Source organism: Streptomyces thermovulgaris, from assembly GCF_002155915.1.
GTDB classification, from domain to species: Bacteria; Actinomycetota; Actinomycetes; order Streptomycetales; family Streptomycetaceae; genus Streptomyces; species Streptomyces thermovulgaris.
Map to the genome: position 1 here is coordinate 1 of NZ_MUME01000233.1, position 14,217 is coordinate 14,217.

At 72.1% G+C, this 14,217-nt stretch carries 10 protein-coding genes; 8 read left to right on the top strand and 2 right to left on the bottom strand.

The window, feature by feature from the left end:
* The first annotated feature begins 158 nt into the window (after nt 1-158).
* Both miaB and CCN35_RS18715 read left to right on the top strand, forming a co-directional pair.
* Nucleotides 159-1,688 (top strand): tRNA (N6-isopentenyl adenosine(37)-C2)-methylthiotransferase MiaB, encoded by a 1,530-nt coding sequence (gene miaB / locus CCN35_RS18710; protein ID WP_067393393.1) that lies wholly within the window; start codon nt 159-161, stop codon nt 1,686-1,688.
* A 74-nt stretch (nt 1,689-1,762) separates the two neighbouring features.
* Nucleotides 1,763-2,476: a class III extradiol dioxygenase subunit B-like domain-containing protein gene (locus tag CCN35_RS18715; RefSeq protein WP_086793604.1), complete on the top strand. Its 714-nt coding sequence runs from the start codon at nt 1,763-1,765 to the stop codon at nt 2,474-2,476.
* 17 nt (nt 2,477-2,493) lie between these two features.
* Here the strand turns inward: CCN35_RS18715 and CCN35_RS18720 are convergent, their stop codons facing one another.
* A complete protein-coding gene (locus tag CCN35_RS18720; RefSeq protein WP_067393388.1) occupies nt 2,494-2,817 on the bottom strand; it encodes an antitoxin in 324 nt (107 codons plus the stop codon).
* Between the two features lie 161 nt (nt 2,818-2,978).
* On the opposite strand from CCN35_RS18720, the gene miaA reads away from it, so the two are divergent.
* The 6 genes from miaA to hflX all read left to right on the top strand — a co-directional run bounded on the left by miaA (nt 2,979) and on the right by hflX (nt 12,004).
* The gene (gene miaA, locus CCN35_RS18725; RefSeq protein WP_067393383.1) at nt 2,979-3,917 is read left to right on the top strand and encodes a tRNA (adenosine(37)-N6)-dimethylallyltransferase MiaA; all 939 of its coding nucleotides are present in this window, start codon (nt 2,979-2,981) and stop codon (nt 3,915-3,917) included.
* Nucleotides 3,918-4,025: 108 nt separating this feature from the next.
* The gene (locus CCN35_RS18730; RefSeq protein ID WP_086793606.1) at nt 4,026-4,553 is read left to right on the top strand and encodes a hypothetical protein; all 528 of its coding nucleotides are present in this window, start codon (nt 4,026-4,028) and stop codon (nt 4,551-4,553) included.
* Nucleotides 4,554-4,923: 370 nt separating this feature from the next.
* Nucleotides 4,924-5,793 carry a diaminopimelate epimerase gene (gene dapF / locus CCN35_RS18735; RefSeq protein WP_067393373.1) on the top strand — a complete coding sequence of 290 codons (870 nt, stop codon included), beginning with the start codon at nt 4,924-4,926 and terminating at the stop codon, nt 5,791-5,793.
* Between the two features lie 296 nt (nt 5,794-6,089).
* Nucleotides 6,090-8,333 (top strand): RelA/SpoT family protein, encoded by a 2,244-nt coding sequence (locus tag CCN35_RS18740; RefSeq protein ID WP_086793608.1) that lies wholly within the window; start codon nt 6,090-6,092, stop codon nt 8,331-8,333.
* 321 nt (nt 8,334-8,654) lie between these two features.
* A complete protein-coding gene (locus tag CCN35_RS18745; RefSeq protein WP_067393367.1) occupies nt 8,655-10,133 on the top strand; it encodes a M1 family metallopeptidase in 1,479 nt (492 codons plus the stop codon).
* 362 nt (nt 10,134-10,495) lie between these two features.
* Nucleotides 10,496-12,004, top strand: a complete 1,509-nt coding sequence (hflX, locus tag CCN35_RS18750; RefSeq protein WP_067393363.1) for a GTPase HflX — start codon at nt 10,496-10,498, stop codon at nt 12,002-12,004.
* A gap of 155 nt (nt 12,005-12,159) precedes the next feature.
* Here the strand turns inward: hflX and CCN35_RS18755 are convergent, their stop codons facing one another.
* Nucleotides 12,160-13,401 (bottom strand): trypsin-like serine peptidase, encoded by a 1,242-nt coding sequence (locus CCN35_RS18755; RefSeq protein ID WP_067393360.1) that lies wholly within the window; start codon nt 13,399-13,401, stop codon nt 12,160-12,162.
* Nucleotides 13,402-14,217 lie beyond the last annotated feature (816 nt).

A 14,217-nucleotide genomic window follows, 5' to 3' on the forward strand; every position in this document is an offset into this window, starting at 1 on the left:
GGCGGCCCCGAGGCCGGGCCCCCGAGGCCCCCGGCCCCGATTGAGGCCCCTGTCCACGGCCGGGGGCCGTGTGTGCGCCCTCCGGCGGGTGCGAGGCCCTCACCGGGGCGTCCTCGCCGCCGGTACGGGGTCCTGCCGGAAGCGCCTACCCTTGACGCATGACCAGCAGCAGCGACCGGAGCATCGCAGTGGACGTCCAGAAACCCAGGAGCTACGAAATCCGCACCTACGGGTGCCAGATGAACGTCCACGACTCCGAGCGACTGGCCGGCCTGCTGGAGGAGGCGGGCTATGTGCGGGCGCCGGAGGGCTCGGACGGCGACGCGGACGTCGTCGTCTTCAACACCTGCGCCGTCCGGGAGAACGCCGACAACCGGCTCTACGGCAACCTCGGGCACCTCGCGCCGAAGAAGGCCAAGCGGCCCGGGATGCAGATCGCGGTCGGCGGCTGCCTGGCGCAGAAGGACCGGGACACCATCGTGAAGAAGGCGCCCTGGGTGGACGTCGTCTTCGGCACGCACAACATCGGCAAGCTGCCGGTGCTGCTGGAGCGCGCCCGCGTGCAGAAGGAGGCGCAGGTCGAGATCGCCGAGTCCCTGGAGGCGTTCCCCTCCACGCTGCCGACACGGCGCGAGAGCGCCTACGCGGCCTGGGTCTCGATCTCCGTCGGCTGCAACAACACCTGCACCTTCTGCATCGTCCCGGCGCTGCGCGGCAAGGAGAAGGACCGCCGCCCCGGCGACATCCTCGCCGAGGTGGAGGCCCTGGTCGCCGAGGGAGTCTCGGAGATCACACTGCTCGGGCAGAACGTCAACGCCTACGGCTCCGACATCGGCGACCGCGAGGCGTTCAGCAAGCTGCTGCGTGCCTGCGGGAAGATCGAGGGCCTGGAGCGCGTCCGTTTCACCTCCCCGCATCCGCGCGACTTCACCGACGACGTCATCGCCGCCATGGCCGAGACGCCGAACGTGATGCCGCAGCTGCACATGCCGCTGCAGTCCGGCTCGGACAAGGTGCTCAGGGCCATGCGCCGCTCCTACCGCCAGGAGCGCTACCTCAAGATCATCGAGAAGGTCCGCGCGGCCATCCCGGACGCGGCGATCACCACCGACATCATCGTGGGCTTCCCCGGCGAGACCGAGGAGGACTTCGAGCAGACGCTGCACGTGGTGCGCGAGGCGCGGTTCGCGCAGGCGTTCACCTTCCAGTACTCCAAGCGTCCGGGCACCCCGGCCGCCGAGATGGAGAACCAGGTCCCCAAGGAGGTCGTCCAGGAGCGCTACGAGCGGCTGGTCGCCCTGCAGGAGGAGATCTCCTGGGAGGAGAACAAGAAGCAGCTCGGCCGCAGGCTGGAGCTCATGGTCGCCGAGGGCGAGGGCCGCAAGGACGGCACCACCCGCCGTCTGTCCGGCCGCGCCCCCGACAACCGCCTGGTCCACTTCACCAAGCCGGACCAGGCCGTCCGCCCCGGCGACGTGGTCACGGTCGAGGTCACCTACGCCGCCCCGCACCACCTCCTCGCCGAGGGCCCCGTGCTCGATGTGCGCCGCACGCGCGCCGGTGACGCCTGGGAGCGGCGCAACGCCGCCGAGCAGGCCAAGTCCAAGGGCGTCATGCTCGGTCTGCCGAAGGTGGGCGCCCCCGCCCCGCTGCCGGCCCCGGCGGGCAGCGGCTGCGGCTGCGACTGACCCGGCCCGCCCTGCCGGGCGGGAACGGACGGCGGAGTGACGCCCGGGCGTGGTCCGGCGCTACCCTGCCGATCATGCTTGTCGCCGCCGCCGTCTGCCCCTGCCCGCCCCTTCTCGTGCCCGAGGTCGCCGCGGGCGCCGCACCCGAGATGGACGCCGCGCGAGCCGCGTGCGGGCAGGCCCTGGGCGTGCTCGCCGCCGCCCGGCCCGATCTGCTCGTGGTCGTCGGACCCGCCGGACAGCCCGGGTGCACCTCCTACCCCGAGGGCACCCGGGGGTCGTTCCGGGGCTTCGGCGTGGACGTGGACGTCCGGCTCGGCCGGGACACCGGCACCGTGCCCGGGCAGGAGCTGCCGCCCTCGCTCGCCGTGGCCGCCTGGCTGCTGGAGCAAGCCGGCCGGCTCGACGTCCCCGTCGAGGGGATCGGTGTGGAGGAGCTGCTGGAGCCCGAGCGGTGCGCGGCGGCCGGCCGGGACATCGCCCGGCGGGCCGGCCGGGTGGCGCTGCTGGTGATGGGCGACGCCAGCGCCTGCCGGTCGGTCAAGGCGCCGGGATACCTCGACGAACGCGCCGAGCCCTTCGACGCAGAGGTCGCCCGTGCGCTGGAGGAGGCGGACACGGCGGCCCTCCTGGCCCTCGGCACGGAGCCGGCACACGGGCTGAAAGCGGTGGGCCGGGCCCCCTGGCAGGTCCTCGCGGGAGCTGCCGAGGGCGCCGGCCTGCGGGGTGAGCTGCTCTACGACGATGCGCCGTACGGCGTGGGATACCTGGTCGCGACCTGGTCGTAGGGCGGGCGCGGCTCTTTTCAGGACACGGGCGGCCGACCCTCCGGCGACGCCGGCGGGGCAGCGCTCTTCGGCGTCTCGCCGGCCGGGGGAGCCTCACTCCTTTCCGGGCCGCCCCTCTCCGGGCCCTTCCCGCTCCCGTGCGCGAGCCGGTCCATGGCCTGCCTGGCCTTGCCCGTGCCCGCCTGGATCTTGTCGCTGTACCTGCCCTTGGTCTTCTCGTCCACCAGCTTCGCGGCCTTCTCCAGGCCGTGCCCGATCGTGTCCCCGTGCCGCTGGGCGAGGTGCGACACCTTCTCCTTGGCGGGGCCGATACGGGCCTTCATGTTGTCCAGCAGACCCATGGTTCACCTTTCCTGGCGGTCTTCTCCCCAACGGCCAAGACCTTCTCTGCCGCTCCTACCCGCAAAGGAGTTGCGCAAAAACTCCCATATCACCCCACATGGAGTGCAACTCCTTCAAAACTCATTCGAAGCAGCGGTACGGGATTTGCGAGACTGTCACGGTGAGCAGCGCACCTTCCACTCCTCGCGTCATCGCCGTCGTCGGCCCCACCGCGGCCGGAAAGTCCGACCTGGGCGTCTTCCTGGCCCAGCAGCTCGGGGGCGAGGTCGTCAACGCCGACTCCATGCAGCTCTACCGGGGGATGGACATCGGCACCGCGAAGCTGAGGCCCGAGGAGCGCGGCGGCGTGCCCCACCACCTCCTCGACATCTGGGACGTGACGGTCACGGCCTCCGTCGCCGAGTACCAAAGGCTCGCCCGGGAGCGGATCGACGCGCTGCTCGCCGAGGGGCGCTGGCCGATCCTGGTCGGCGGCTCCGGCCTGTACGTCCGCGGGGCCGTGGACAACCTGGAGTTCCCCGGCACCGACCCCGAGGTGCGGGCCCGGCTGGAGGAGGAACTCGCCCGGCACGGCTCCGGCGTGCTGCACGCCCGCCTGGCCGCCGTCGACCCCGAGGCCGCGCGGGCCATCCTGCCCAGCAACGGCCGCCGCATCGTCCGGGCCCTGGAGGTGATCGAGATCACCGGCCGTCCCTTCACGGCCACCCTCCCCGGTCACGAGGCGGTCTACGACACCATCCAGATCGGCGTCGACGTGCCCCGTCCCGAGCTCGACGAGCGCATCGCGCGCCGGGTCGACCGCATGTGGGAGGCAGGGCTCGTGGACGAGGTGCGCGCGCTGGAGGCCCAGGGCCTGCGCCAGGGGCGCACGGCATCGCGCGCGCTCGGCTACCAGCAGGTGCTCGCAGCGCTCGCGGGGGAGTGCACGCTGGAAGAGGCGCGCGCGGAGACCGTACGCGCCACCAAACGCTTCGCGCGCCGTCAGGACTCCTGGTTCCGGCGTGATCCGCGGGTGCACTGGCTGAGCGGAGCCGCGGCGGATCTCGGGGAACTTCCGCGTCTGGCATTGTCGTTGGTCGAACGACCGGTTACAGCCTGATCACGTCATGGCATCGGGACGCCCCGGGCGCCGTCCGGGTCCCCCGCGCCATGCCATCATCGAGCTCCGATCGACCAAAGAGAGTCCTAGTTGGGAGGGCGCGTGGCGATGGAGGCCGGCCCTCACGACACCGCACAAGGAACGGACCGCATCACCGTGGACCGCGGCGGCGCGGAGCCGGACGAAAGTTCCCTGAGCTCCGATTCCCTGAGCTCCGCTTCCCTGAGTTCCGACGGCCCCGACGAGACGCAGGGCGGAGTGACCGCGGACGGTCCGGAGTCCGAGGAGATGTTCGCCGGGCCCGAGGTGGAAGTCGAGCTGCGCCCGCAGCGGCGGCTGCGCATCTGGCAGCTGGCCCCCATCGTGGGCCTGGCCGCGGTCGGTTCCCTCATGTTCGCCTTCCCACTGGCCTTCGACAGCGACAGCGGTGCCGTGATCGCCATGCTGGGGTTGCTGATCTGCCTCTGCTCGGCGGGCTGGGGCATGATGGCCGCCCGCCGAGTCGGCTACACCTGGCCCGGCCTGCCCCCGCGGGGCTCGGGCCGCCGCCTCGACTGGCGGGTGATCGGCGCGTACGCCCTCCTCGTCGCCGTGGCCGTCGCCCTCGCCGTCTGGCGCGTCGCCCGGCTCCGTTAGGGCCTGCGGCGGCCGGGGCCCTGCCGGCCGGTGCCTTTCGGGCGGAGTTCTGCCGGCCGGGTCCTTCCCGTCGGTGTCCTTCGCCGTCCGGCCGGAGGACGGGCCGCACGGCGTCCGGTGTCATGAGGTTCCCCGCCGGTGTCAGAAGCCCCCTGCCCGAGCAGGGCCGAGGGCGCGCGGGAGCACGCCCGGAGGCGTCTTCCGGCCTTCCGGGCCGGGGAGCGCCGCACGGGCGGGCGGGGCAGGCGGGAGGGCGCCGGCAGGGCCCGGGGAGCGCCCGTGGGGACCTGCGAGGACGCGGAGGACCCCTGCGGGGACGGCGGTCCGCCGGGCGTGCGCCTCGGGCGCGGGCACCCCGTACGATCGAGGCATGAGCACGCGCATCCCCTTCCTCAAGGGCCACGGCACGGAGAACGACTTCGTGATCGTCCCGGACCCGGAGAACGCCGTGGACCTGCCGCCGGCCGCCGTGGCCGCCCTGTGCGACCGCCGCGCGGGCATCGGAGGGGACGGCGTGCTGCACGTCGTACGGTCGGCCGCGCACCCCGAGGCCCGCGAGATGGCGGCCGGGGCGGAGTGGTTCATGGACTACCGCAACAGCGACGGCTCGATCGCGGAGATGTGCGGCAACGGTGTGCGGGTCTTCGCGCGCTACCTCCAGTACGCCGGGCACGCGGCCGAGGGCGACCTCGCGATCGCCACACGCGGGGGTGTGAAGACCGTGCACCTCGCCAAGGACGGCGACATCACCGTCGGCATGGGCAGGGCGCGGCTCCCCGAGGGGGAGGTCACGGTGAGCGCCGGCGGGCGCAGCTGGCCCGCGCGCAATGTGAACATGGGCAACCCGCACGCGGTCGCCTTCGTCGACGACCTCGCCGACGCCGGCGACCTGCTCTCCCCGCCGGCCTTCAGCCCGGCCTCCGCCTACCCGGACGGGGTGAACGTCGAGTTCGTGGTCGACCGAGGACCCCGCCATGTCGCCCTGCGCGTGCACGAGCGCGGCTCCGGCGAGACCCGCTCCTGCGGCACGGGCGCGTGCGCCGTCGCCGTGGCGGCCGCCCGGCGCGACGGCGTCGACCCCGCGGTCACCGGGACCCCGGTGACGTACACGGTGGACGTGCCCGGCGGAACACTGGTGATCACCGAGCGGCCGGACGGCGAGATCGAGATGACCGGTCCGGCGGTGATCGTCGCCGAAGGCGAGATCGACGGTGAATGGCTGAAAACAGTCGTCGGCTGAGGGAGGGGCGGCCATGGATCGCAGAGGAGGCAGCCCGCGGCTCCGGTCATACGTATGCCTGGACGTGCGGGGAGCAGGAAATCCATGGCCGCCACCCGGTCAGGTGACCGGAAAACTTAAACTTTCCAGCCATCGCTCGAATGGGTGATCCGTTTCACGCTCGCCGAGAGGCGGCCGATCGGGCCCGTCGGGCTCGGTAGCATCAAGCACCGGCTCGGACGGGGGAATCCGTTGCCATCCCTTGAGCCGTGCATGCCTTGGCACCCCGTCCGCCGGTCCACGCAGCCGGAGGTGCCATGAGTGCGGATGCCACGAATCCTGCGGCCCCGGGCCCGGTGGCTCCCGCAGAGCCCCGCCGCAGGGCCCGCCCGCGAATCGACCTGCGCCGGCTCGGCCGGGCCGCCCTGCTCGGCACGGCCACCCGCGACCGGCTGCCCGACGCCATCAGCCACGTGGTCGAGGCCCACCGCGCCCACTTCCCCGACGCCGACCTCGAGCCGCTGCGCCGCGCCTATCTCCTGGCCGAGTCCTCCCACCGGGGGCAGATGCGCAAAAGCGGTGAGCCGTACATCACGCACCCCCTCGCGGTGACCCTCATCCTCGCCGAACTCGGCGCGGAGACCACCACCTTGACGGCATCACTGCTGCACGACACCGTCGAGGACACCGACGTGACCCTGGAGCAGGTCGGCAAGGAGTTCGGCGAGGAGGTGCGCTACCTCGTCGACGGCGTCACCAAGCTGGAGAAGGTCGACTACGGCGCCGCCGCCGAGCCCGAGACCTTCCGCAAGATGCTCGTCGCCACGGGCAACGACGTCCGCGTGATGTCGATCAAGCTCGCCGACCGGCTGCACAACATGCGCACCCTCGGGGTGATGCGCCCGGAGAAACAGAAACGCATCGCCAGGGTCACCCGGGACGTGCTCATCCCGCTCGCCGAACGGCTCGGGGTGCAGGCCCTCAAGACCGAGCTGGAGGACCTGGTCTTCGCCGTCCTGCACCCCGAGGAGTACGCACGCACGCGCGAGCTGATCGCCGAGAACGCCGCGCGTCCCGACGACCCGCTCGCCGAGGTCGCCGAACAGGTCCGCGGAGTGCTGCGCGAGGCCGGTATCACCGCCGAAGTCCTCATCCGGCCACGGCACTTCGTCTCCGTGCACCGCGTCGCCCGCAAACGCGGCCGGCTGCGCGGATGCGACTTCGGGCGGCTGCTGGTGCTGGTGAACGAGGACGCCGACTGCTACGCGGTCCTCGGCGAACTGCACACGTGCATGACGCCGATCGTCTCGGAGTTCAAGGACTTCATCGCGGTACCCAAGTTCAACCTGTACCAGTCGCTGCACACGGCCGTCGCCCTCCCCCGGGACCACGCGGACGCGCCCGGAGGGACCCCCGTGGACGGCGAGGTCGTCGAGATCCTCATCCGCACCCACCGGATGCACAAGGTCGCCGAGGCCGGTGTCGTGGCGCTCGGCAACCCCTACGCCCCGTCCTCGGAGGAGCAGTCCGCGGGCGACGGCGAGCGCGCCGACCCCACCCGGCCCGGCTGGCTCTCCCGCCTCCTCGAGTGGCAGCGGGCGGCACCCGACCCCGACACCTTCTGGTCCACGCTCCGCGAGGACCTCGCCCAGGACCGCGAGATCACCGTCTTCAGGCCCGACGGAGGCACGCTGGGCCTGCCCGAGGGCGCCACGTGCGTGGACGCCGCCTACGCCCTGTACGGCGAGGACGCGCACGCGTGCATGGGCGCCTGGGTCAACGGCCGCCTGGCGACGCTGGGCACCGTCCTGAAGGACGGCGACACCGTCCAGCTGCTCATGGGCCAGGACCCGTCCTCCGAACCCTCCCGGGAGTGGCTGGAGCACGCGCGCACCCCGACCGCCCGCATCGCCATCCAGCGCCGGCTGGCCGCACGGCCGTCCCCGGCCGAGGAGGCCGAGGGCGCCGGGAACGCCGAGGACGCCGGGAAGTCCCGGAAGTCCGGGAACACGGGCGGTGCCGCCGCCCCGGCAGCCGCGGCTTCCGTTCCGAGCAGGGCGGGGGACGCCGGTCCGCCCCCGGCCCGGGAGGCCGGTGCGGCCGCCGGCGCCGCACCCCGCGGGGCGAGCGTCCTGGTCGTCGACCGCCCCCGCGCGAACGCACGGCTCGCGGGCTGCTGCACCCCCGTGCCGCCCGACGCGATCACCGGGTTCGTCGTCCGCGGGGGAGCGGTCACCGTGCACCGCGTGGAGTGCGCGACGGTCGCGCGGATGAAGAGCGCGGGGCGCGCGGAGGTCGACGTGCGCTGGGGAGACACCACCGCATGCCGGGTCACGCTGCTCGCCGAATCGTTCGACCGCCCCCATCTGCTGGCCGACCTCACCGAGGCGATCGCCCGTGAGGGAGTCGAGATCATCTCGGCGACGGTGTCCCCGCCGGTCCGGCAGCACGTCCGCCACACGTACACCCTCCAACTGCCCGACGCCGCCGGGCTGCCGTCCCTGATGCGCGCGATGCGCAACGTCCCGGGCGTCTACGACGTGAGCCGCACCCAGCCGTAGCCGCCGGGCGCATGGGGCGCCCCGCCCCGGACACGCACGCCGGGTGTGCCGGGCACCGGCACAAGACGCCCGGTGCGCCCGGCACTTCGGGCCGGTGGTCCCGCGTGCTCCGCCGCCCCGGCCGTCCGTGCACCCCGGGGCCCGCCCTTTCGCGCACATGCGCTCCCCGGCCGTGCGCGCCGCCCGGCACACCGCTCGCACGCCGTGAGCGCCCCTCAACACCTCGTCCCCCGGCCCTCGGTGTGGTTCCGAGGGATCCTTTCGGGTGGGTCGGGCGCGAGCCTGCGCCGCGTCGCGCGGGAGCGCTGGTAGCGGTGGGACATGCTGCTCAGCACCGGATCACGTGTCCCGCGTCGCCTGAAGGCGGTCCTTCTCGCCTCCGCCGTCTCCGTCGGCCTCGTCGCCGCGAGCGCCCCGCCCGAGCCCCTGGGCGTCGGGGACCGGCTCTTTCCGCACCTGGGCAACCCGGGATACGACGTGTCGTCGTACGACCTGGCCTTCACCTACTCCGGCGACAACAGCACGCCGCTGCGGGCCGTCACCACGATCGACGCGTGGACGACGCAGAAGCTGGACCGGCTGAACCTCGACTTCGCGCACGGCAAGGTCGACTCCGTGGAGGTCGACGGCAGCCCGGCCGCGTTCACCACCGTCGGCGAAGACCTCGTGATCACCCCGAAGAACCCGCTGCCCCGCAGCAGTTGGACGCGGATCACCGTACGCCACACCAGCGACCCCGTGCCCGGAAAGAACCGCGACGGAGGCTGGGTGCGCACCGAGGACGGTCTCGTCCTGGCCAACCAGGCCGACGCCGCACACCTGGTGTTCCCGTGCAACGACCATCCGTCCGACAAGGCGATGTTCACCATCCGTGTCACCACGCCCGAGGGGTACACGGCCGTCGCCAACGGGCTGCCGACCGCTGTCGACCGAAGCGGCGGCACGACCACGTGGACGTACCGCACCCGGCACCCCATGGCCACCGAGCTGACGCAGATCTCCATCGGCCGCTCCACCGTGCTGCACCGCACCGGCCCGCAGGACCTGCCCGTGCGGGACGTCGTCCCGGCCGGGGACCGCGCGGCGCTCGAGCCGTGGCTGGCCAGGACCCCCGCCCAGATCGCCTGGATGGAGAGCAAGGTCGGCCCGTACCCCTTCGAGACGTACGGCGTGCTGGTGGCCTCCGCCGACACCGGCTTCCAGCTCGAGACGCAGACCCTGTCCCTGTTCGAGAAGAGGCTCTTCACCGACGACGCCTACCCCGAGTGGTACGTCGAGTCGATCATGGTGCACGAGCTGTCCCACCAGTGGTTCGGCGACAGCGTGAGCCCGCGCACCTGGTCCGACCTGTGGCTCAGCGAGGGGCATGCCACCTGGTACGAGGCCCTGTACGCCGAGGAGAAGGCGAACCGGTCCCTGGAGGCCCGCATGAAGGCCGCCTACAGCGCCTCCGACCGCTGGCGCGAGGCCGGCGGACCGCCCGGGACGCCCAAGCCGCCGAAGCCCGGGCAGAAGACCGGCATCTTCCGCCCGAACGTCTACGACGGCGCCGCGCTCGTCCTGTACGCGCTGCGTCAGGAGATCGGCAAGCAGGACTTCGAGCGCCTGGAGCGCACCTGGGTGCGTTCCCACCGGGACGGCACCGCGACCACGGCCGACTTCCAGCGGCTGGCCTCACAGATCGCCGGACGCGATCTGAGCGGCTTCTTCAAGGCCTGGCTGTACGGGGAGAAGACCCCGCCGATGCCCGGCCACCCCGACTGGAAGTCCGTGCCGCCGGTGAAGACGGCGCAGAAATGACCGGGAAGGCGTCCGGGAAGGCGTCCGGAAAGGCGCACGGAGAGACGTCCGGAGAAGTTGCCCGGGAAGAAGTGCCTGGGAAGCCAGCCGGAGAAGCCTCCGGGAAGCACCGGGGAAACGACCGGGGGAGCGGACGGGGAATGGGCGGGCAATGATCGAGAAAAGAATGATCGGAGAATGAACGGGGGAACGGAGGAACGGCCGGGAGGGGCGCGGACGCGGGGACGGAGAAATAATGCCGTGGCGGAACGGCTCGCGCCGTGCGACCATCGTCGGGCCGGTACAGCGGGGGACAAGGGAATGTTCCCGGGTACTCCTGTGTTGTGACCGGTGACGACAATGTCCCACGACGTAAGGATCCAATGACCTCCTCTTCCTCCTCTTCCCAGACGTTTCGGGCGTCTCGATCCGGCAGGCGCCTTGCGAACACCCGCCCCGAGGGCCTCCGGGCCGATGCCCTGATGGAAGAGGACGTCGCCTGGAGCCCCGAGATCGACGGCGAGCGGGACGGCGATCAGCTCGACCGCTTCGACCGCGCGGCCCTGCGCCGTGTCGCGGGCCTCTCCACCGAGCTCGAGGACGTCACCGAGGTCGAGTACCGGCAGCTCCGCCTGGAGCGGGTCGTGCTCGTCGGTGTGTGGACCTCGGGAACCGTGCAGGACGCGGAGAACTCGCTCGCCGAGCTCGCCGCCCTCGCGGAGACCGCGGGCGCGGTCGTGCTCGACGGCGTGATCCAGCGCCGCGACAAGCCCGACCCGGCCACCTACATCGGCTCCGGCAAGGCCGACGAGCTGCGCGACATCGTCGTGGAGACGGGCGCGGACACCGTCATCTGCGACGGCGAGCTCAGCCCCGGCCAGCTGATCCAGCTCGAGGACGTCGTCAAGGTCAAGGTCATCGACCGTACGGCCCTGATCCTGGACATCTTCGCCCAGCACGCCAAGTCCCGGGAGGGCAAGGCACAGGTCGCGCTCGCGCAGATGGAGTACATGCTGCCGAGGCTGCGCGGTTGGGGTCAGTCGCTGTCCCGGCAGATGGGTGGCGGCAGCGGCGGGATCGCCACCCGCGGTCCCGGTGAGACCAAGATCGAGACGGACCGGCGGCGGATTCGCGAGAAGATGGCGAAGATGCGCCGGGAGATCGCGAGCATGAAGACCGGCCGCGAGGTCAAGCGGCAGGAGCGGCGCCGCAACAGGGTGCCCTCCGTCGCCATCGCCGGCTACACCAACGCCGGCAAGTCCTCCCTGCTCAACCGGCTCACCGGTGCGGGTGTCCTGGTCGAGAACGCGCTGTTCGCGACCCTGGACCCGACCGTGCGCCGGGCCGAGACCCCGAGCGGCCGGACCTACACCCTGGCCGACACCGTCGGTTTCGTCCGGCACCTGCCGCACCACCTGGTCGAGGCGTTCCGCTCCACCATGGAGGAGGTCGGCGACGCCGACCTGATCCTGCACGTGGTCGACGGCGCCCACCCCGACCCGGAGGAGCAGCTGGCCGCCGTGCGCGAGGTGATCAGGGACATCGGCGCCGCCGGCATCCCCGAGATCGTCGTGATCAACAAGGCGGACGCGGCGGATCCGCTGGTGCTCCAGCGGCTGCTGCGGATCGAGAAGCGCTCGATCGCGGTCTCCGCCCGCACCGGGGAGGGCATCCCCGAGCTGCTGGACCTGATCGACAGGGAGCTGCCCAGGCCGGCCGTCGAGATCGAGGCACTGGTGCCGTACACCTGCGGCAACCTGATCGCCCGGGCCCACTCCGAGGGCGAGGTGCTCTCCCAGGAGCACACCGCGGAGGGCACCCTGCTCAAGGCCTGGGTGCACGAGGAGCTCGCGGCGGAGCTGGCGCCGTACACCCCGGCTCCCGCGGCCTGATCCGCCTCCGCGGCCCTCGCGGGCCACGACTTCGCACACAACGAGGGCTCGCTTCCCCGGCGACGGGGAAGCGAGCCCTCGGCGTTCACGAGGCCACCGGACGCCGTGCCCCTCGCCCGCGTTCCGGTACGCAGCCGAGTGGGCCGGGCCGGCGGTCACTGTCCGGCGAACTTCCTGCTGATCGCGTCGTACACGCCCTTGGCCACCTCGCCCAGCCGCGGGCCCGCCAGCCAGCCCGTCGTCACCGGGCCGATCGAGGTGTTGGAGACCAGGACGGGCTTGCCGTCCGGTCCCGTCCTGACCCAGCCGCCGCCGGAGGAGCCGCCGGTCATGGTGCAGCCGATGCGGTACATCGTCGGGTCCGAGGCGTTCAGCGACAGCCGGCCCGGCTTGTCCTGGCACTGGTACAGCCGCTGGCCGTCGTACGGCGCCGCCGCCGGGTAGCCGGTCGCGGTGACGCTGTCCACCTTCGGCACGGCCGGGGCGTTGAAGTCCACGGGCAGCGCCCCGCCGACGGTCTCCTCCAGCGACTTGCCGTTGCCGCCCTTCTCGGGCGTGACATGGAGGACGGCGAAGTCGTACGGAGCGCCCTGACCGCCGGTCGAGCCGCCCTGCTCGATCCACTGCTGGGAGGTCTGCGCCCAGTCTCCCCACCACACGCCGTACGGGGCGACCTCCTCACGGGAGGCGTTCTTCAGCTGGTCGGCGCTCCTGCCCGCGTCGTTGTACGCCGGTACGAAGGCGATGTTGCGGTACCAGCCGCCCTTCTTGCCGGCGTGCACGCAGTGGCCGGCCGTCCACACCAGGTTGGACTTGCCCGGGTGCGCCGGGTCCTGGACGACCGTCGCCGAGCAGACCATGCTGCCCTCGGGGGAGTCGAAGAACACCTTGCCCGCCGTCGCCGCGTTCTCGCGGTACGGCGGCGAGACCGGCTGCGCCTTCACCGGTACCGGAGTCGGGTCGGTGACCCCCTGGTCACCGGAGAGGTCGTTGTCGTCGATGCTCCGGTTCGGGTCCTCGGCCCGGCGCATGCGCTCCGGGTTCCACAGGTCCTTGATGATCGGGTTGATGAAGTCGCCCGCCTCGCGCAGCCAGTCGTCCTTGTTCCAGTCCTTCCAGGCGCCGTTCCTCCACTTGTCGATGTCGATCCCGTGCTCCTCGAGCCTGCGCCGGATGTCGTCCGGGATCTTGATCTTGCCGTCGCCGATTCCGTCGGTGTCACCGGGGATCCCGGAGGCCTGGGGCCGGCCGTCCGCCCTGGTGTCGTCGCCGGAGTCGCAGCCGGTGGCGGTGAGCACCAGCGCCGAGACCAGCGCGACGGCGGTCAGCGCGGGGGAGGTGGTGCGGCGGGCGCCCGTTTTTCGACGCAGGGTGAAGGACGGGCGTATGAGTCGCATGCTCTGATTCCCCCTGAAATGAACGGATGTGACACTTCCCGCCGTGCCCCCACGGTGCCCCCGGGCCGAGTTCGCCGTGCCGCACGGCGGTCTGGAACGGCATCACACCCTATGCGGTCGCGGTCCGGGTCGGCCGACAGTACGGCAACGGTTTCGCTACGAGCTTTGCCGATCAGGCAACTCTTCCGCTGTGCCCCTGTTTGACGCTCTTTCAGACTTCTTGTGCGCAGGTGTCCCTCCCGTGCGGGCGGGTCCGGTCCCGGCTTCGGGCCCTGGCCGTCGGCCCGCCTGGTGCGGCTCGCCCGTCGGGAACCGCCGGCCGCGCCGGGACGGAGGCCGGAGCGGGCCCGGGGGCGGGCGCCGCCTGAGCCTCTTCGGGCTGCGGTGGACGGAGGAAGTCCGGTTCGTGGCTCGGCCGTCCTCGCGGCGACCGGACCGGTGCCGTACGGCGGCGGTCGTCGTGGCGTTTCCCGGCCGTCCGCCGGAACCGCTCGGCGCGTTCCCGCGGCGTCCGGCCGGCGGGGGCTCGGCCGGACGCGCCCTCGGCACCCGTGCCCTCGGGGCGCGACTAGGCCGTTCTGGCGATTTTCGCCTTTATGCAGCGGGTTGGAATGATTGTGGGGTTATAGGAAGCTGCATGAGATCTGCGCAACGCACCATCCCACTGCGTTCGCTGGCCGCAGCCTGTGCCCTGAGCGGTGCGGCTTTGCTGCTGGCAGCCTGTACGAACTCGGACACGACTGCTTCCCAAGCCGCTGTGGCGGCCCAGACCAGTCCGGGCCTCACCGCTTCCCCCACCGCATCCCCCTCTCCCTC